This window comes from Allokutzneria multivorans (assembly GCF_039537405.1).
Classification (GTDB): domain Bacteria; phylum Actinomycetota; class Actinomycetes; order Mycobacteriales; family Pseudonocardiaceae; genus Allokutzneria; species Allokutzneria multivorans.
Genome location: NZ_BAABAL010000002.1, coordinates 34,023 through 51,772, shown reverse-complemented (window position 1 = coordinate 51,772; position 17,750 = coordinate 34,023). Strand labels below are relative to the sequence as shown.

Below are 17,750 nucleotides of genomic sequence, written 5' to 3'. Positions count from 1 at the left end.
GTCATTCTGCACCCACCCGGTAGTCCGAGTCCGGCTTGTCCGTGACGAACATGTGCCCGGGCGCGTGGGTGATCGCGAACGGCGGCTTGGACGCCATCAGCGCGGCCTGCGGTGTCACCCCGCACGCCCAGAACACCGGCACGTCGCCCTTGTGCGCCTTGACGGCGTCGCCGAAGTCCGGCTTCGCCAGGTCGCGGATTCCCAGCTTCGCGGGCGTCCCCACGTGCACCGGAGCGCCGTGGACCTCCGGCATCAGGCCGCTGACCCGCGTCGCGGTCCCGACCAACGGCGCGGGGACGTGGCGCATGGACACCACCATCGGCCCGTGCAGCCGCCGCGCCGGGCGGCACTGCCGGTTGGTCACGTACATCGAGACGTTGCGGCCCTGGTCGACGTGCCGGAGCGGGACGCCCGCCGTGGTCAGCGCGAACTCGAAGGTGAAACTGCACCCGATCAGGAACGTCACCAGGTCCTTGCGCCAGTGCGCGAGCACGTCGGTCGGCTCGTCGACCAGCTCTCCGCGCTCCCACACCCGGTAGCGCGGCAGATCGGTGCGCAGGTCCGCCCCAGCGGCGAGGATCGTGCTCGTCGCCCCGGCATCGGTCACGTCGAGCACGGGACAGGGCTTGCGGTTGCGCTGCGCGAACAACAGCACGTCGTAGGCCCAGTCCTCGGGCACCGAGATCATGTTGGCTTGGGCGTGGCCGTGCGACCAGCCGCTGGTCGGCTCGACGACCCCGGAGCGGAACACCGAGCGGGCGGTCTCCGGCGCCAGTCGAGCGCGCTCATCCTGCGTGTACACAGTGCTCACAGCTCACTCCAGTTCCGTGCCAACGGTTTCCGGAAGCCAGATCAGCGCGATGACGGCGACGCCGTACCCGAACGCTCCGACGATCATCGCGCCGCCGATGCCCATCGTGACGGCGAGAAAGCCGACGATCGTGGGGAACAGCGAGCCGACCGCGCGGCCGAGGTTGTAGGTGAAGCCCTGCCCTGTCCCGCGCAACGCCGACGGGTACAGCTCCGCGAGGTACGCGCCGAAGCCGCTGAAGATGGCCGAAGTGCAGAAGCCGAGCGGGAATCCGAGGAGGAGCACGAGCGTGTCCGCTCCGACCGGAACCGCCGTGTAGCCGACGATCAGCACCGCCGAGAGCACCGCGAACAGCACGAAGGTCTTCTTGCGCCCCAACCAGTCCGTGAAGTACCCGCCGGTGATGTAGCCGACGAACGCGCCCGCGATCTGGAACGCGAGGTAGCCGCCCGTGCCGACGATGGTCAGCTGGCGATCGGTCTTGAGGTAAGCCGGAATCCACGTGGCGAGCGTGTAGTAGCCGCCCTGCACGCCCGTCGCGAGCAGCGAGGCGAAGAACGTGGTCCGCCCGAGCTTGCCGCGCATGATCCCGCGAAGCGTGCCACGCTGCTTTTCCTTGGTGCGACTGGCTTCCGTCTTCGGCGAGTCGGTCACGTTGCGGCGCACGTAGAGGATCAGCAGCGCGGGCAGGGCTCCGGTCCAGAACAGCACCCGCCAGGCGAGGTCGGGGTCCACCAGGTTGAAGACCACGGTGTAGACCACGACCGCGAGCCCCCAGCCAACCGCCCACGCGCTCTGGATGAACGCGACCGTGCGGCCCCGGTACTGCGACGAGGCGTACTCGGCGACCAGGATCGCGCCCGCCGCCCACTCCGCGCCGAAGCCGATCCCTTGCAGGCCGCGGAAGACCAGCAGCAGCTCGTAGGTCGGCGCGAAGCCGCAGAGCGCGGTGAACACGGCGTAGACCAGCACGCTGGCCATGAGCGTGCGCGCCCGGCCGATGCGGTCGGCGAGGATGCCCGCGCCGATGCCGCCGACCGCGGACATCACCAGCGTCACGGTGCTGAGCAGGCCCGCCTGCCCGCTGGAGATCCCGAAGTAGGCCGAGATCGCCACCATGCCCAGGGGAAGCACCTGGAAGTCGTAGGAGTCGAGGCCGTAGCCGCCGAAGGAACCGACGAACGCGCGCTTGCCTTTGGGGCCGAGGGTGCGGAACCACGCGAAGGGCCGCGTGTCCGGGACCGTGTCCGTGCTCATCTGCCCTCCAGCTGCTGTGGGGTGGACCACATCAAGCTAGAGGATTGTTGAACGATCCTTCAAGGGGAAGGTTGTTTCGTTCTGGTATCCGATGCTTGACTGATCACGTGAACGCCTCGCTCTCCCTGGAAGCCGACCGCGCGCTGCTCGGCCGCACGAGCACAGCGGAGAAGGTGGCGGAGATCCTGCGGACGCGCATCATCGAGGGCGCCTTCCAGCCCGGAGAGCGCCTGGCCGAGGACAAGATCGTCAAGGCGCTGAGCATCTCCCGCAACACGCTGCGCGAGGCGTTCCGCCTGCTCACCCACGCGCGCCTGCTCACCCACGAGATGAACCGCGGCGTGTTCGTGCGCTCGCTGACCACCGACGACGTCCGCGACCTCTACCGGGTGCGACGGATGATCGAATGCTCCGTCGTCAGCGCGATCAGCACTCCGCCCGCCGGGCTGGCGCAGGTGGAGGCCGCCGTCACCGAGGGCGAGCGGGCCGAACGCGCGGGCGCGTGGCGCGAGCTCGGCACCGCCAACATGCACTTCCACCAGGCTCTGACGGCACTCGCGGGCAGCCCCCGGCTCGACGAGATGATGCAGCAGATCATCGCCGAGCTCCGGCTGGCCTTCCACGTGATGAACGACCCCGAGCGCTTCCACGGCCCCTACCTCAGCCGCAACCAGGCCATCCTCGCCGACCTCCGCACCGGCGACGGCCCCTCCGCGGCCGACAAGCTCTCCGACTACCTCACCGTCGCCGAAACCCAACTCCTCGCCGGTTTCGCCACCTTCGGGTGACCGACCCAATGTGACATTTGTTTCGTCAGACGCAACAAATGCCACATTGGGTACGCAACACCGCGGCTAGGGGAGGACGGATTCCAGGGCGGTGATGAGTTCGGCGGCCTTGGGCTCAGTGGAGGGGCGGAAGCGGGCCACGATCTTGCCGTCGGGGGCCAGCAGGAACTTCTCGAAGTTCCACTGGATGTCGCCCGCTTCGCCGGAGGCGTCGGGAAAAGAAGCGAGCGCGGCGTAGAGGGGGTGGCGGCCGGGGCCGTTCACGTCGATCTTGGACGTCAGCGGGAAGGTGACGCCGTAGGTGACGGAGCAGAAGGACTCGATCTCCTCCTGGGTCCCGGGCTCCTGACCCGCGAACTGGTTGCACGGCACGCCGATCACGGTGAACCCACGCTCGCCGTACTCGCGCTGGAGCTCCTCCAGCGCGGTGTACTGCGGGGTCAGGCCGCAGCGCGACGCGACGTTCACGACGAGCACGGCCTTGCCGTCGGTCAGCTGGTGCGGCTCGGTGACGCCATTGATGGAGAGCACAGGAACTCCCGATTCGTGAATGAGTCAGACTCGGTGCAGGACAGCGGGTTCCGGCAGCACCTTGCGCAGCACGCCCCTCGGCAGGCCACGGGGTTGCCACTCGCGCGGATAGCCGAGGGACACCTCTTCGAAGCGGACTCCGTCGTAGGTGTCGGTGAGCGGGATGTGCAGGTGCCCGTACACGGCGACGGCGGCGCGGTAGCGGGTGTGCCAGTCCTCGGTCAGCTTGGTACCGCACCACAGCGCGAACTCCGGCCAGTACAGCCGTTTCGTCGGCCCGGGGTGCAGCGGCCAGTGCGAGATCAGCACGGTGCGCATGTCCTCGGGGATCGCGTCGAGGCGGCGCTTGGTGTAGGCCACCCGCGCCCGGCACCACGCGTCGCGGCCCGGGTAGGGGTTGGCGTGCAAGAACACCTCGTCGGTGCAGACCACTCCGGCCTCGTTCGCGCGTTCGAGGGCCTGCTGCTTGGTCTCACCCTCGTTGCGCAGCGTGTAGTCGTAGAGCAGGAACAGCGGCGCCAGCACGAGCTTCTCCGTGCCCGCGTCCCACACCGGGAACTCGTCTTCCGGGCTGACCACGTCGAGGCTGCGGCACAGCTCGACCAGGTGCCGGTAGCGCGGTTCGCCCTTGAGCTGCACGGGATCCTTGGGCAACGTCCACAGCTCGTGGTTGCCGGGCACCCAGATCACCTTGGCGAAACGCTCGCGCAGCAGCCGCAGCGCGTACTCCACGTCCTCGACCAGGTCGGCGACATCGCCCGCGACGATGAGCCAGTCGCCGTCGGTCTCCGGGCGGATGCCGTGCAGGACCTCCCGGTTCGCCTCGCGGTCCATGTGCAGGTCGGCGACGGCGAGCAGGTTGGGGCCGGTGGACTGTGGCTGCATGAACACCGACACTACCCGCGAGTCCGGACGCGAACGTCCTCGATGAGACCAGCCAAATGTGCCCGGCTCCTGGCGAGGCGGCCCATGCGCTCGTCGAGCCCGGCCAGCTCCCGCTCCAGCACGCCGAGCAACGGCCGCTCCGCCTCCGCGCCGCCGCACAGCGAGGCCAGGACCGTGCGCACCACCGCCGTCGGCAGCGCCGAGTCGAGCAGGCAGCGGATGCGCCCGACCCGCTCCACCGCGTCCTCGGTGTAGTCCCGGTAGCCACCGCTCGTGCGCGTGGCGCTGAGAAGTCGCTGCTCTTCGTAGTAGCGCAGCATCCGGATGCTGACCCCAGTGCGCTTGCTGAGCTCGCCGATCCTCATCAGACCCCCGTATTCCCGGCCGCGGCGAACATCACCGGAGCTTGACCCTCACACCCATGTCAGACTTTAGCGTCCACTCTCGTGATCGCCCTAGTCCTCATGCTGTGCGCCTTCTCGATCGGCACCTCCGAGTTCGTCATCGTCGGAGTCCTGCCCGAGGTGGCCGCCGACCTCTCCGTCACGCTCCCCGTCGCGGGGATGCTGGTGACCGCCTACGCCGTCGCCGTCGCGCTGGGCGGACCGGTGCTCACCGTGCTGACCGCGCGACTGCCCCGCCGCCCGCTGCTCATCGCCGTGATGCTGCTCGGCACCTCCGCCTCCGTGCTCTCGGCGGTCGCTTCCGACTACACGCTGCTGATGGGCGCGCGCATGCTCGGCGCGCTCGCCCACGGCCTGTTCTTCTCCGTGGCCTCCCAGGTGGCCGTGGCCTCCGTGGCGCCGGAACGGCGGACGGCCGCGGTTGCCAAGGTGGTCAACGGGATCGCACTGTCCACTGTGGTCGGTGTGCCGCTGGGGACCCTCGTCGGCCAGGCGTACGGCTGGCGCGCGTCCTTCGTGCTCGTCACCGCCATGACCGTGATCGGCCTCGTCGGCATCCTGGTCGCGTGCCCGCGCGTCGAGCACGAGCCTGAGCCGGGCGTCCGCGAGAGCCTGTTCGCCTTCGCCAAGCCGACGGTCCTGCTCGGCCTGCTCACCACGGTCCTGAGCTTCGCCGGGATGATCACGGCGTTCACCTACGTCACACCGATGCTGCGCGAGATCACCGGTCTCAGCCCGGGATGGGTCACCGCCGTCCTGTTGGTCTACGGCCTCGGCACCGTCGTCGGCAGCAACCTCGCCGGTCGCGTCCCGCCGTCGGCGATCCCGCGCGTGCTGCCGATCCCGATCGCCGTGCTGACCGTTCTGCTCGTGGTGCAAGGCTTCCTGATGCACACCACGGTGACGGCGGTGCTCGCGCTGTTCGTGCTCGGCACCAGCGCGTTCGCCACCGGGCCGCTGCTGCACACCTGGTTGATGGGCGAGGCGGGCCGCGCGTCGGGCCTGGTCGCGTCGGTGAACATCTCCGCGTTCAACGTCGCGGCGGCCTTCGGTCCGCTGCTCGGCGGAGCGGTGATCAGCGGTGGCCTCGGCCTGGCCCTGATCCCGGCCGTGGCCGCGGCACCCGCGCTGGCGGGCGCCGCGGTGGCACTGGTGATCAGGTCCCGGGCTCGCTCGACTCCGCGAGCCCGCCATCGCGCACCCGCAGCCATCGGTTCACCCGGATCGCCTTGAGGAACTCCAGGTCGTGGCTGACCACCACGAACGCGCCCTGGTAGGAGTCGAGCGCGTTCTCCAGCTGGCCGACGCTGACCAGGTCCAGGTTGTTGGTCGGCTCGTCCAGCAACAGCAGCTGCGGCGCGGGATCGGCTGAGAGCACGCACACCAGCGTTGCCCTCAGCCGCTCCCCGCCGGAGAGCACGCCGACCGGGCGGTGCACGGTGTCACCCCGGAACAGGAACTGCGCCAACCGGTGGCGCAGCTCGGTTTCCGGCCGCTCCGGCGCCATCGCCTTCAGGTTCTCCCAGACCGTGCGGTCCTGGTCGAGGGTGTCCAGCCGCTGCGACAGGAACGCGGTCCGGCCCGCGGCCCGGCGCACCGTGCCCGCCGACGGTTCGAGCCGCCCGTCCAGCATCCGCAGCAACGTCGACTTCCCCGACCCGTTCCCGCCGATCAGCGCGATCCGCTCCGGCCCGCGAATCGCCAGGTCCACCGGTTCGGCGAACACGGGCTCGGTGCCGTAGGCGGCGTTGAGCCCTTCGGCGACGAGCACGGTCCGCCCTGCGGGAACCTCGGTGTCCGGCAACGAGATCGCGATCTTCGACTTCTGCCGGACGTCCTGGTTCGCTTGCTCCAGCTTGGTCCTGGCGTCCTCCAGGCGCTGCGCGTGCATGTCGTTGGCCTTGGCCGCCGACTCCTCCGCGTAGCTCTTGCGCTGATTGGCGATGATCTTCGGCAGTCCCAGGTTGGATAGGTTCTTCTTGGCGTTGCTGGCCCGCTTCGCCGCGCGCTCCTTGGCTTCCTGGGCCTCCCGCCGCTGCCGCTTCACGTCCTGCTCGGCGGAGCGGACCGCGCGCTCGGCCGCTTCCTGTTCGCGCTCAACGGCTTCGGTGTACTCCGTGAAGTTCCCGCCGAAGAACCGAACGTCGTCACCCACGAGCTCGACGATCTGGTCCATGCGGTCCAGCAGCGCGCGGTCGTGGCTGACCACCAGCAGGCAGCCCTTCCACGACTCCACAACGGCGTACAACCGTTCGCGCGCTTCGAGATCCAGGTTGTTGGTCGGCTCGTCGAGCACCAGCACGTCCGGCTGCTTCACCAGCTGCGCGGCCAGGCCCAACGAGATGATCTGCCCGCCGCTGAGCGTCCTCAGTGGACGGTCCAGCCCGACGTCGGCCAGGCCGAGCCGGTCCAGCACCGCGCGCGCCCGCTCTTCGACGTCCCAGTCGGAGCCGACGACCGCGAAGTTCTCCTCCGAGGCATCACCCGACTCGATCGCCGCGATGGCCGCGCGGACCGGCGCGATGCCCAGCACCTCGTCGACGGTGTCGTCGAGGGTCAGCGCGAGCGTCTGCGGCAGGTAGCCGACCTCGCCCTCCGCCGAGACCGAACCGGCGCTCGGCCTCAGGTCTCCGACGAGCAGCCGCAACAGCGTGCTCTTACCGGCTCCGTTGGGGGCGACGAGCCCGGTGCGACCGGGCCCGATCGCCAGGGTCAGCCCCGAGAAGACCGGGGTGTCGTCCGGCCACGCGAAGGACAGGGAGGTGCACGAAAGAGAAGGATGAGACATGGTTCACCGCGCTTGTGATCACGACCGCTCGTCGAGGCGATCGGGGAGGACGGGACGAGGAGTGAGGTGACGGGCCGCACGAGGGGCCGGTCGGTATCACTCAGAGGTGTCGTCGTCGCTCAGGAGCACAGCGCGGAGCCTCCACGGGTAGGCGATGTCGGGATCGACCTTATCCGCACCAGGTGAACCGTGCCAGCGAATTACCGCCCTCACGCGGGCTCGGCCTCGGTGACCCAGATCGGCCCGTCCGCGCACTGGACCCTGGTGCCGGCGCCCGGGGTGAGCCGGGTGCGGAGCACGCGCACCCGCTCGCCGTCCACCTCGGCGAAGGGCCCGGCGATCCCGGCGCCGAAGTGGAAGGTCCGAACCTGGTTGTGGATCAAGCGCGCTGGCCAGGACCAGTCGATGTGGGAGTACTCCGCTTCCAGCGCACCCGCGTAGCTCGCCAGCGACTCCTCCTGCGGCCGCCCGGGGCACCCGGTCTCGGCGCGGCCGAGCGCGGCGGTGACCACCTCCCGGATGTGCGGATCGAGCAGCGGCCACAGCTCGGCGAAGGTCACGTACTCCGGCAAGGGGATTCCACCGCGCTGGACGAGGATGTTCCCGGTGTCGATCCGCTCGTCCATCCAGTGCGCGGTGACCCCGATGCCGGGATCTCCGTTGCGCAGCGCCCACTGGACGGGAGCGGGCCCCCGGTAGCGGGGCAGCAGGGACGCGTGCACGTTGATGAAACCGAGCGTGGGCGCGGCCAGCGCGATCGGTGGAATCCGCCACGAGAACCCGCACACCACGACGACATCCACTCGGTAGCCGTGCAGCGCGGCGACCAGGCCGCCCACGTCGCCGGGCAGCACCAGATCCACACCGGGCGGCAGCACCGGCACGACGTCGGCGACCTTCGCCGCGATCCCGGCAGCGGCGGCTCCTCCAGGCCGGCGGGACCGCCCGACCACGCCCAGCACGACCTCGTGCCCGCCCGCCGCGCATCCCTCTTGCAGGGCAAGGAAAAGATCTGCCCGGAAGGACACGAGCGCCACGCGCAGCACCACGGCGGCCTACTCCCCGGCCAGCGCACTGGCGCGGGCGCGCAACCCGGCAGCGGCCGGATCGGTGAAGTCGCTCAAGGCCGCCAGTGCCTCGCGGGCGTGCTCGTTCGCCGTGGGATCACCGCACTCCGCCGCGGCCTCGGCGAGATTGGTCAGCGCCACCGCCAGCGCCCACCGGTCACCGAGCTCTCGCAACGCCGACGCGGCACGGCCGTGGAAGGCCATGGCTTCCTTGTGCCGCCCCAGAAGCTGATACGCCTCGCCGGTCGCGTCGAGCGCGACCGCCTCGCGACCGCGATCACCGATCCGCCGCTGCGACACGGCCGCGCGGTGGAAGGAGTCGACCGCCTCGTCCGCGCGCCCCAACGCGATCTGCACTCGGCCGAGCTCGACCAACCACCAGGCTTCCCAAGCCTGATTGCCGAATTCCTGCGCGATGCCGAGCGCGGTCTCCACCGCCGTGAGCGCCTCAGCGACCTCACCCGCGCCGCGCTTGATCTGGCTCGCGCAGTGCAACGCGTCGCCTTCCGCACCGCGATCACCGAGTTCCCGGTGGATCGCGACCGCACGGTCGTGCATCGACTCGGCCTCGCCGTAGTCCCGCAGCTCCGCGAAGGTGTACGCGAGCCCGTTGGCCGCGATGGCCTCCCAGGCACGGTTCGCTGACCGCACAGCGAGTTCCAGTGCTTGCCCGAAGTGGGTTCTGGCCTCGGTGAGGCGGTGCGACCGGAGCAGGGCGATGCCGATCCCGTTCAGCGAGGCGATCTCTCCGGCGGTGTCTCCCTCCGAACGGCGGATGTCCAGCGCTGCCGAGTGGACATGGATCGCCTCCGCCAGGCGGCCGGACTGCGCGTGCATCTTGCCGACGCTCTCCAGGATCGAGGCCTCGTCGGTTCTGCTGCCACCAGCGCGCACGGCCGGAACTGCGATGTCGGCGGTGACACGCCAGTCGTCGAAGTGGTTCAGCTTGGCGTACACGCGGTGCAGGCACGCGGCGAGCTGCCAGGCGATCTCAGGGAACTCCGCGTCGGCGGCTCCACGCACGGCCGCCAGGAGGTTCGGCCGTTCCCGCTCGTACCAGTCGAGTGCCTCGGAGTGGCCGGAGAACGGCTCGACGTCGTCGGGTACCAGCGGCACCGGGGCCGTCCGTGGGGCCACCGCCCGGACCATCGCGCCGGCCCGCTGGAGGTACCACAGCAGCATCCTGCGCACTGCCGCCTGTCGCGTCTCGTGGGCTTCTTCGAGGCGGACCTGGTCGAGTGCGTACGCGCGCAGCAGGTCGTGGAACTGGTAGCGCCGCGCGGACGGCTGCTCCAGCAGGTGCGCTCCGGCGAGGTGGTCGAGCTGGCGCCGCGCCGAGCTGACCGGGATCTCGGCCAGCTCGGCGGCGACCTCGGCACCGAAGTCGGGCCCCGGGTGCAGGCCGAGGAGCCGGAACAGCCTGCTCTCCTGCTCCGGAAGGGCCCGGTAGGACCAGGCGAACACCGAGCGAACGGCGTCCGCCTCGTCATCGTCGCCGGTGGTCAGCGCGTCCCACAGCGCCGACTCGTCGCGGAGGTCGGCGATCAGCTCGCGCAGCGGCATCCGAGGCCGACAGGCCGCCCGCTCGGCCGCGATGCGCAACGCCAGGGGCAGCCGGGCGCACAACTGGGCCAGCTCAGCAACCTCGGCGTGCTCGTCCTCGGGCCGGTAGTCGCCGACCAGCCCTCGGATCAGCGCGATCGCCTCGGCCTCTTCCAGCATGTCCAAGGACAGCCGCCGCGCACCGTCGCGCGCCACCAGGCCGGAGAGCCTGCCGCGGCTGGTCACCAGCACGAGGCAGCCCGGTGACCCCGGCAGCAGCGGTCGGACCTGCCCGACGCTGGAGGCGTTGTCCAGCACGACGAGCATCCGCCGCCCCGCCATGCGCGAGCGGTAGACACCCGCCCGTGCCTCCAGGTCCTCCGGCATCGCCGTGCGGGGCACCTCCAGCGCGGCGAGGAACCGTTCGAGGGCCTGTTCCGGGGTGATCGGCCTGCCGGGGTCGTAGCCGCGGAGGTTGACGTAGAGCTGGCCGTCGGGGAAGCGGTCGAGCACCTGGTGCGCCCAGTGCACGGCGAAGGAGGTCTTGCCGACCCCGGCGGTGCCCACGATCACGCACACCGGGGACAGCCGGGACCCGGTGCCCGCCTCCAGGATGAGGTCGAGGCGTTCCAGGTCGGCGGAGCGGTTCACGAATCCGCGCACATCGCTGGGGAGCTGTCTCGGCACGGCGGCACCACGTTCACCACCGGCTCGTTCACCGCCAGCGCGTTCACCACCGCCGCGTTCACCACCGATGCCGTGGAAGTGGATCCCGCCGCTGATGTCGCGCGCCTGGACGACCTGGTCGGCCTCGCCGGAGAGCTCCGACTCGGTGGTCGCCCATCGCGCACCGGGCTTCTCGCGCCCCTGCTCTTCCTTCGTCATGGCCGGCCGCCGCCCGATCCTCAGGCGACTCGCGGTGGGGCGAGCGGGGCGACCCTCCTGGCGAAGAAGGACTCGACACCTTCACCGGCCTCGTACAGGCCACGGATGAAATCGCGCCAGGCCTCGATTTCCGAGAGCCGCTCGGAAAGAACAGCGCCCTGAATCGCGCCGTCGTCGTCGTACAACACCTCGTACACCGCGGAGGAGCCGACGGTCACGATTTCCGGCAATCGCCGTTCACGTTCACGGGGAAGAACTTCGCGTTCACCGATGACACGGATGCGCTCACCGAGTTCCTCGCGCTGCACGAGCGAATGGAGCTGCCATTGGAGGTAGGGCGATATCACGGACTCGACGACACGGACCCGATAGGTGGTGAACCCGCTTTCGGCGACCCGGCGGTAGTACTCGGCGAGCTTGTCGCGCCGCCTGCGGATCAGCGACAGCGACTCCTCCCAGTCCCCCCTCGCGAAGGCGTCCCAGCTGGCGCTGCCCGACTCGCGGAAGGTCTGGGTGCGCTCCAGCTTCCAGAAGTCGTACCGGTCGATCGCCCAGAACCTCGGGAAGAAGTCCTCCAGGTAGGCCTCCGGCGACAGTCGGCGGCCGGTCGGCGCAGGTGGGGGCAGCTCATTCATGGGGTATGTCGTCCTTCGCGGCTATCAGCATGCGGCGCGGCAGCACGACGAGCCGCTCGTCGGTCCCGATGCTCACGTCCACCGGCAGGCGCGCGGCGTACTCCGCGGTGAGGTCCCGCCCGATGACCGCGATATCGCCGTTGTCCAACTCCCAGAGGTCGGGGCACGTCGGATTGTCATCGGTCATCCCCAGTTCGAGGGCGGACTTCCCCAGCCGCCGTTTGAACGAGGCGGAACTATCGGCTTCCCATCTGCGGAACATGACGGCCCCCCGAACGCGCAACGACATGTCAGAGAATTGATCTTAACATGTTGATCTTGCCGGGAGCAGAGCGGTCCACCACACGGACGAGCCGTTCACCCGCTGCGTCGAGTTTGCCACGGGCGCAACAAACAGGTGGTGACATTCATTCCGGATGAACCAAGTGGACGCAGAAGACCTCCGCCGTACTGGCGAATCGGGCACCCTCGCCACCACCACCGCGAGTAAAGACTAGAGAAGTGCCAGAAAGCCTTTCAGGCAGCCGCCTTGCGCCATCCGGAGGCGCATGATCACCAGGCGCGGGGTCAGGCTGTCTGGAGGACGCGGCGGCGTCGGTGCAGGACCACGGCGAGCACGACGGCGGCGAGCGCGAGCAGGACGAGGCTCACCCAGCCTGCGATCGAGGCGACGCGCTCGTACGCGCTGCCCGCCGTCCAGCCGGCCACGACCCAGGTGGCGCCCCACACCAGCGAGACGGGCACGCTCCACGACGCGAAGCGCCGGTAGGGCAGTCCCGCCATCGCGGCGAAGCGCGGCATCAGGGTGCGGATACCGACCACCCACTGTCCCAACAGGACGGCGCGGCCACCGAAGCGGTCGAGCAGCTTTTCCGTTCGGTGCCAACGGTCTTCGCCGATGCGGCGGACGATGCGGCTGTCCGGGAGGCCGTCGGCACGGCTGAGCCTGCGCCCGGAGGCGTACGCGAGGGAGGTGCCGGCGGCGGCGCCGAGCGCGGCGACGCACCCGGCGGCCACGAGCCCCACGTTGCCGAGGTAGGCCAGGAACCCGAAGAGCAGCAGGCCGCTCACGCCGGGCAGCACGACGCCGACGACGATCGCGGTCTCCAGCGTCACGAGCACCCCGAAGACCAGGTGGACCAGCACGGAGGGCATGCCTGCGAGCGAGTCACGCAAGACGGTCATGGAGGGGCCTTCGGCAGACGTAGGTCAGCGCGGGCATGAGGTTGCGCCACACGGTCCGGGTGATGAGCACTTCGTCGAAACTACCTCGAAGCATCCGGCGGAAGCGCCGCGCTCCGGCTGCAGGGTAGGCGTTGAGGTAGCTGAACGTGGTGAAGACGCCATCAGGAGTGAGCACCTTCACGATCTCGTTCAGAATGCGTTTCTGTTGCACGGGCGGGAAAAGCGTCCAGGGCAGGCCGCTGACCACCGCGTCCGCCTTGTCCGTTCCACGCGCGGCGAGCAGGTCTCCCAGCCGCGCGGCGTCACCGCGAACGAGCTCCAGATCGGGCCGGTTCCGCCCGAGCAGGCGGATCATGTCGTCGTCCAGCTCCACCGCGATGTGCCTGCCGCCCTCGGGCAGCCGGTCGGCGATGGCGGCGCTGACCACGCCCGTTCCCGGCCCCAGCTCGACGACGACGGGGGTGCCGGTGCTGGGCACCACCTCGGCGAGGCGCTCGGCGAGGCGGGGCGAACTGGGCGCGATGGCGCCGATGACGTTGGGGTTGCGGACCGCGGCCCTGAGGAAGGGCAGCAGCTCGGATTGCTTGGCGGGCATGGGTTCCACCCTCACGCACCCCGCCGCAGCGCACCTCGTCCTCGGGGCCGGACCGCGCGGCGCGGGCTCCTGCTTCGGCAGGAGGCGGTCTCGGGGTCGGCCGCCTACCGTTCTCGGGGTGTGGCGGAGCGTGCAGGACTCGGGGCGGCTGAGCTGGCTGCTGCGGATGGTCCCCATCTGGCTCGCGGTCGGCTTCCTGGTGCCGGGGCTGTTCATCCCGCAGGTGTGGTGGTCGCCCATGTCGCGGTGGTACTGGGGATTGACCTTCCTGTCGGCCGCGCTGCCGCTGTACAAGGGCAAGTTCGACCTCCATGTGGTGCTGCTGCAGGCCCTTCTGATGATCACCGTCGACCAGGAGGGCGCCCCGGCCAGCGAGGTCACCCAGGTGGCGATGCTGATCAACCTGTTCCACCTGGTCTCCGGGCCGAGGTGGCGGCTGGCCGTCGGGACGGTCGCGGTGATCGTTGCCACCGCGGCGAACCTGATCGATGTGCCGACGTGGGACCCGCTCGGCAACTACCCCGGACCGCTTCCGCTGGTCACCGTCGCGGTCTTCATCGTCGCCACGCCGGTGCTGCTCGGGCTGCACCAGCAGGCGCTGCGCTCCAGCGCGCACCAGGCCGAACAGCGCGTCGAGGAGACCGAACTGCGCCACCAGCTGGAGCAGCGCGAGGCCACGGCCAGCGAGCGCGCGGCGATCTCACGGGAGCTGCACGACCTCGTCGCCCACCACGTCGCGTCGATCGTGCTCCGGGTCGGAGTCGCCCGGCACGTCTCCAGCGACACCGATCCGCGCATCCAGGCCGTGCTCGACGACGTGCACGCGACCGCGACCACGGCGCTGGAGGACCTGCGCCGCCTCGTCGGAGTGCTGCGCGATCCGGACCGGAGCACCGTCACTCCGCTGCACACCCCCGCCGAGCTGGTCGAGTCGCTGGAGGAACTGGTGCAGCGCACCCGCCTCGCGGGGCTCGAGGTGTCGTCGGAGATCGGCCCCGGACTGTCCACAGTGGATTCCGTGCGGCGCTTGGCCGTGCTGCGGATCGCCCAGGAGTCCTTGACCAACGCGCTCAAGCACGCCGGGCGGGGCGCGGTGGCGCGCTTGGCGGTCTCGCTGGCCCCGGACGGCGCGGTGGTGGTCGAGGTGTCCGACAACGGTGGGCGAGCAGGCGCTCTCCAGGTGCCGGGCGGGCACGGGTTGATGGGCATGCGCGAGCGCGTGGACCTGCTCGGCGGATCACTGCTGGCGGGTCCCGATGACGGCGGCTGGCGGGTGCGCGCCGAGCTGCCGGAGAACCCGGAGAACACCGAGGAGGAACGCGGATGATCAGGGTGCTGCTGGTGGACGACCAGCCCCTGGTGCGGGCGGGGCTGCGGATGCTGTGCGAGGCCGACGAGCTGGTCGAGGTCGCCGGGGAGGCCGCCGACGGCGAGCAGGCGGTGCGGCTGGCCGAACGGTTGACCCCGGACGTCGTCCTGATGGACCTGCGGATGCCCCGGCTCGACGGGATCGAGGCCTCCCGCCGCATCCTGCGCAACCGCCCGTCGACCAGGATCGTGGTGCTCACCACGTTCGACGACGACGATCACCTCTACCCCGCGCTGGAGGCCGGGGCCTGCGGCTTTCTCGCCAAGGACGCCGAGCCCGCCGACCTGCTCCTCGCCGTCAAGCGCGCCGCCGCCGGGGAGAGCCCGTTCAGCCCCCGCGTGCTGGACCGCCTGGTCAGCCAGGCCCTGCGCGGGCGAGAACCGCGTGACCAGGCCGGTCCCCGTCTGCCCGACGGCGTCACCGACCGCGAGCGCGAGGTGCTGGCACTGCTCGGCGACGGCCTGGCCAACGCCGAGATCGCGCAGCGGCTGAACCTGGGCGTGACCACGGTGAAGACGCACGTCGCGGGCCTGATGGGCAAGACGGGCCGGGGCAACCGGGTGCAGCTGGCGATCCTGGCCGTGCAGCTGGGCCTCTCCAGCTGCTAGTCGGGGTTGCGGTCGCCTCCGCACTGGGACACGCTGCATGAGTGACCCAGGAAAGGATCCAGCTCGATCTGGACGAGGTGGGCGTCGCGGTGGATCTCCCCCAGCCCACACACACTCAAGACCAGGTTCGAGACGTCCCCTATCGGCCGGTGGAGTTCCGCGACGACGACCTGCCGAACGCATTGGAACGCACCGCCGCATGGCTGCGCGCGACCCAGCAGTGGCTGGGCGAACCCGTTGACGTGATGGCCATCCACCTCGACTACGACGACCGCGAAGGGGCGCCGTACTACGAGGTCAGGCTGCTGTGCAACGAAGAGGACCTGGCAGGAGCGCCGATCGCCCTGCGCAACCAGGCCGGGTAGCGCGCCCGTGATGTCGTAGTTCGTCGTCGTCAGTTCCAGCGGTGGGGCCCTGCTTTCGGGTCCCACCGCTTTTCTGCTTTCCTCGCCGATTCCGTGCCGACGTGGGTTCGCCGGTCTTCAAGACCCACACACCCCCGCCCCAGCCGTCTTCAACGACAGCAAACCTCGCGAGGCTGCTGGGTTTGAGGCGGATAGCGATGATCGACAAGGGGGTTGGGTGGTCTTGAAGACACCTCATTCCACGCCGGTGACCAGGCGGTGGTGCAGCTCGGCCGCCGCGACGGGGTCGGGGGTGGTGAGCTCGACGGCGGCCAGCCACGCGGCGGCGCGGGCGCGGCAATCTCAGCGCTGGAAGCGGTGTAGACGGCGGTCAAAAGTCCTCGCGGGTGGAAGCGCCGAAGCGCCCACGAACGCGCCCGCCGAGCGGGCTCAGCTCGGGACCCGCGTTGAGCGCCCGCGTGGTGGGGCCCTGCTTTCGGGTCCCACCGCTTTCTGTACCTGGGATTACTCGCTACCGTTGACCGCATGACCGTTCTGCCGGACTGGATGCGCCCCCCTCGCGCTGAGGGCTGGTACGCGGACGATTTGGACCACCTCCCCGAGGCTCCACGCCACACGGAACTGATCGACGGAGCACTCGTCTTCATGATGTCGCCACAGCGCGTCTGGCACATGCACCTCATCGACACGCTCAAGCAGACCCTGATCGCGCAGGCGCCGCCGGGAATCGGTGTCGCGCGGGAGCTGACCATCCGGCTGGACAAGCGGAATCGGCCCGAGCCGGATCTCATCGTCACGACCGCGAGCCTCGACTGGGATCGCACGTGGTTCGCTCCGGAGGACGTGCTGCTCGTCGTGGAGATCGTCTCCCTCGAGTCGGCGCACCGCGACCGGACGGTGAAACTGCGCAAGTACGCGGAGGCTGGCATTCCGCACTACTGGATCGTCGAAGAGGAAAACGCTGCCCCGGTCGTCCACGTCTACGAACTCGACGGTCCGACGAAGACCTACGCGCCCGCGGGCATCGTCCGTGGGGTGCTCGACCGCCCGGTTCCCTTTCCCTTGCACGTGGACCTGAACGGCCTCATTCCACGTCGGTGACCAGGCGGTGGTGGAGCTCGGCCGCCGCTACGGGGTCGGGCGTGGTGAGTTCGACGGCGGCCAGCCACGCGGCGGCGCGGGCGGCGTCGAGTGCGGTCACCGAGGGTTCGGCCACGCGCGCCAAACGGTGCAACACCGCGCTGCGCAAAGGGGTGTCGGAGGTCAGCAGCCCTCCGGCGAGCACAAGGGGGCCGGGCACCTCGCCGAGTTCCGCGAGCGTTGCGAGCAGGCGCTGCGCGGCCTCCTCGACGATGGCGGTGGCGTGCGGCGATGAGCCGGTGAGGTCGAAGACGGCGGGCGCGAGCGCGGCGATCTCTGCGCGGGAAGCGGTGTAGACGGCGGTCAGGAAGTCCTCGCGGGTGGATGCGCCGAAGCGTCCGCGAACGCGCTCGCCGAGCGGGCTCAGCTCGGGGCCCGCGTTGAGCGCCCGCGCGGTGTGGCGGATGGCCTCGCGCCCGATCCAGTAGCCGGAGCCCTCGTCGCCGATCAGCCAGCCGAGTCCGTCGGCGGCGCGGAACTCCGCGTGGGAGCGGATCTCCGCGGCGACCGCGCCGGTGCCCGCGATGAGCACGCGCCCGCTCGGATCAGGGGTTCCCGCAGCGAAAGCGACCGGGGCGTCGCTGTAGGTCCACAGTGGACAACTGAGTCCCGCTGCCGCCCACTCGGCGTCGTAGGCGGCGCGCACCGAGGGATCGGCGAGGCGGCTGTAGCCAGCCATGCCCACGACTCCCCCGCGCACCAACGCCGGTTCGAGGCCGTCGAGGGCGAGCGAGATCGCCTTGCCCAGCTCCGAGGCCGCGCGGGCGGGATCGCCTCCGGTGGGATTGCCGGGGCCCGCCCTCCCGGCTCCGACCACGCGTCCGTCCAGGGTCGCGGCGACCACGCGGGTGGTGCTGCCGCCGCAGTCCGCTCCGAGCACAAGCATGAAAATAAT

General features: G+C 70.1%; 19 protein-coding genes. 6 read left to right on the top strand and 13 right to left on the bottom strand.

All coding sequences use genetic code 11. The features are described 5' to 3' along the window. Position 1 precedes the first annotated feature (1 nt). Positions 2–802: a putative hydro-lyase gene (locus ABD798_RS00405; protein ID WP_344870390.1), complete on the bottom strand. Its 801-nt coding sequence runs from the start codon at positions 800–802 to the stop codon at positions 2–4. Positions 803–814: 12 nt separating this feature from the next. After that, positions 815–2,068, bottom strand: a complete 1,254-nt coding sequence (locus ABD798_RS00400) for an MFS transporter (RefSeq protein ID WP_344870374.1) — start codon at positions 2,066–2,068, stop codon at positions 815–817. 107 nt (positions 2,069–2,175) lie between these two features. Between ABD798_RS00400 and ABD798_RS00395 the strand changes: the two genes are divergently transcribed. Next, positions 2,176–2,856 (top strand): GntR family transcriptional regulator, encoded by a 681-nt coding sequence (locus ABD798_RS00395; protein WP_344870373.1) that lies wholly within the window; start codon positions 2,176–2,178, stop codon positions 2,854–2,856. A 66-nt stretch (positions 2,857–2,922) separates the two neighbouring features. On the opposite strand, the gene ABD798_RS00390 is transcribed toward ABD798_RS00395, so the two are convergent. From ABD798_RS00390 to ABD798_RS00380, 3 genes are read right to left on the bottom strand one after another with little or no spacing between them, the layout of a single operon-like run. Further along, a complete protein-coding gene (locus ABD798_RS00390; RefSeq protein ID WP_344870371.1) occupies positions 2,923–3,387 on the bottom strand; it encodes a glutathione peroxidase in 465 nt (154 codons plus the stop codon). A 24-nt stretch (positions 3,388–3,411) separates the two neighbouring features. Beyond that, on the bottom strand, positions 3,412–4,272 hold the full coding sequence (locus tag ABD798_RS00385) for a metallophosphoesterase family protein (protein ID WP_344870370.1): 861 nt from the start codon (positions 4,270–4,272) through the stop codon (positions 3,412–3,414). A gap of 11 nt (positions 4,273–4,283) precedes the next feature. Beyond that, a complete protein-coding gene (locus tag ABD798_RS00380) occupies positions 4,284–4,637 on the bottom strand; it encodes a MerR family transcriptional regulator (RefSeq protein ID WP_344870369.1) in 354 nt (117 codons plus the stop codon). Between the two features lie 81 nt (positions 4,638–4,718). On the opposite strand from ABD798_RS00380, the gene ABD798_RS00375 reads away from it, so the two are divergent. After that, entirely contained in the window at positions 4,719–5,909 is a 1,191-nt protein-coding gene (locus tag ABD798_RS00375) for an MFS transporter (RefSeq protein WP_344870368.1), read from the top strand. On the opposite strand, the gene abc-f is transcribed toward ABD798_RS00375, so the two are convergent. The 7 genes from abc-f to ABD798_RS00340 form a co-directional block, all read right to left on the bottom strand. Then, positions 5,833–7,464 carry a ribosomal protection-like ABC-F family protein gene (abc-f, locus tag ABD798_RS00370; protein ID WP_344870367.1) on the bottom strand — a complete coding sequence of 544 codons (1,632 nt, stop codon included), beginning with the start codon at positions 7,462–7,464 and terminating at the stop codon, positions 5,833–5,835. The two genes, ABD798_RS00375 and abc-f, sit on opposite strands and share 77 nt — an antisense overlap. Positions 7,465–7,673: 209 nt before the next feature. Then, entirely contained in the window at positions 7,674–8,513 is an 840-nt protein-coding gene (locus ABD798_RS00365) for a methionyl-tRNA formyltransferase (RefSeq protein WP_344870366.1), read from the bottom strand. Positions 8,514–8,519: 6 nt separating this feature from the next. Further along, the gene (locus ABD798_RS00360) at positions 8,520–10,958 is read right to left on the bottom strand and encodes an ATP-binding protein (protein ID WP_344870365.1); all 2,439 of its coding nucleotides are present in this window, start codon (positions 10,956–10,958) and stop codon (positions 8,520–8,522) included. A 20-nt stretch (positions 10,959–10,978) separates the two neighbouring features. Further along, positions 10,979–11,593: a DUF6879 family protein gene (locus tag ABD798_RS00355; protein ID WP_344870364.1), complete on the bottom strand. Its 615-nt coding sequence runs from the start codon at positions 11,591–11,593 to the stop codon at positions 10,979–10,981. Next, complete coding sequence (locus ABD798_RS00350; protein ID WP_344870363.1) at positions 11,586–11,855, bottom strand: hypothetical protein; 270 nt, start codon at positions 11,853–11,855, stop codon at positions 11,586–11,588. The genes ABD798_RS00355 and ABD798_RS00350 overlap by 8 nt, the downstream gene beginning before the upstream one ends. A gap of 305 nt (positions 11,856–12,160) precedes the next feature. After that, positions 12,161–12,778: a DedA family protein gene (locus ABD798_RS00345; RefSeq protein WP_344870362.1), complete on the bottom strand. Its 618-nt coding sequence runs from the start codon at positions 12,776–12,778 to the stop codon at positions 12,161–12,163. Beyond that, entirely contained in the window at positions 12,762–13,373 is a 612-nt protein-coding gene (locus ABD798_RS00340; RefSeq protein ID WP_344870361.1) for a class I SAM-dependent methyltransferase, read from the bottom strand. Before ABD798_RS00340 ends, ABD798_RS00345 begins: the two co-directional genes overlap by 17 nt. A gap of 118 nt (positions 13,374–13,491) precedes the next feature. Here ABD798_RS00340 and ABD798_RS00335 point away from each other — a divergent pair, with 118 nt between their 5' ends. The 4 genes from ABD798_RS00335 to ABD798_RS00320 all read left to right on the top strand — a co-directional run bounded on the left by ABD798_RS00335 (position 13,492) and on the right by ABD798_RS00320 (position 16,816). Next, on the top strand, positions 13,492–14,700 hold the full coding sequence (locus ABD798_RS00335; RefSeq protein ID WP_344870360.1) for a sensor histidine kinase: 1,209 nt from the start codon (positions 13,492–13,494) through the stop codon (positions 14,698–14,700). After that, positions 14,697–15,350 (top strand): response regulator, encoded by a 654-nt coding sequence (locus ABD798_RS00330; protein ID WP_344870359.1) that lies wholly within the window; start codon positions 14,697–14,699, stop codon positions 15,348–15,350. Before ABD798_RS00335 ends, ABD798_RS00330 begins: the two co-directional genes overlap by 4 nt. Positions 15,351–15,391: 41 nt before the next feature. Then, the gene (locus ABD798_RS00325) at positions 15,392–15,715 is read left to right on the top strand and encodes a hypothetical protein (protein WP_344870358.1); all 324 of its coding nucleotides are present in this window, start codon (positions 15,392–15,394) and stop codon (positions 15,713–15,715) included. A 525-nt stretch (positions 15,716–16,240) separates the two neighbouring features. Continuing rightward, positions 16,241–16,816, top strand: a complete 576-nt coding sequence (locus tag ABD798_RS00320) for a Uma2 family endonuclease (RefSeq protein WP_344870357.1) — start codon at positions 16,241–16,243, stop codon at positions 16,814–16,816. Here the strand turns inward: ABD798_RS00320 and ABD798_RS00315 are convergent. Continuing rightward, positions 16,800–17,741, bottom strand: a complete 942-nt coding sequence (locus ABD798_RS00315; protein ID WP_344870356.1) for an N-acetylglucosamine kinase — start codon at positions 17,739–17,741, stop codon at positions 16,800–16,802. The two genes, ABD798_RS00320 and ABD798_RS00315, sit on opposite strands and share 17 nt — an antisense overlap. Positions 17,742–17,750 lie beyond the last annotated feature (9 nt).

Excerpts from the sequence above, each read along its gene's own strand:
- ABD798_RS00385 (WP_344870370.1), bottom strand. The coding sequence starts at position 4,272 with ATGCAGCCACAGTCCACCGGCCCCAACCTGCTCGCCGTCGCCGACCTG.
- ABD798_RS00315 (WP_344870356.1), bottom strand. The coding sequence starts at position 17,741 with ATGCTTGTGCTCGGAGCGGACTGCGGCGGCAGCACCACCCGCGTGGTC.
- ABD798_RS00360 (WP_344870365.1), bottom strand. The coding sequence starts at position 10,958 with ATGACGAAGGAAGAGCAGGGGCGCGAGAAGCCCGGTGCGCGATGGGCG.
- abc-f (WP_344870367.1), bottom strand. The coding sequence starts at position 7,464 with ATGTCTCATCCTTCTCTTTCGTGCACCTCCCTGTCCTTCGCGTGGCCG.
- ABD798_RS00355 (WP_344870364.1), bottom strand. The coding sequence starts at position 11,593 with ATGAATGAGCTGCCCCCACCTGCGCCGACCGGCCGCCGACTGTCGCCG.
- ABD798_RS00380 (WP_344870369.1), bottom strand. The coding sequence starts at position 4,637 with ATGAGGATCGGCGAGCTCAGCAAGCGCACTGGGGTCAGCATCCGGATG.
- ABD798_RS00350 (WP_344870363.1), bottom strand. The coding sequence starts at position 11,855 with ATGTTCCGCAGATGGGAAGCCGATAGTTCCGCCTCGTTCAAACGGCGG.
- ABD798_RS00400 (WP_344870374.1), bottom strand. The coding sequence starts at position 2,068 with ATGAGCACGGACACGGTCCCGGACACGCGGCCCTTCGCGTGGTTCCGC.
- ABD798_RS00340 (WP_344870361.1), bottom strand. The coding sequence starts at position 13,373 with ATGCCCGCCAAGCAATCCGAGCTGCTGCCCTTCCTCAGGGCCGCGGTC.
- ABD798_RS00320 (WP_344870357.1), top strand. The coding sequence starts at position 16,241 with ATGACCGTTCTGCCGGACTGGATGCGCCCCCCTCGCGCTGAGGGCTGG.
- ABD798_RS00330 (WP_344870359.1), top strand. The coding sequence starts at position 14,697 with ATGATCAGGGTGCTGCTGGTGGACGACCAGCCCCTGGTGCGGGCGGGG.
- ABD798_RS00345 (WP_344870362.1), bottom strand. The coding sequence starts at position 12,778 with ATGACCGTCTTGCGTGACTCGCTCGCAGGCATGCCCTCCGTGCTGGTC.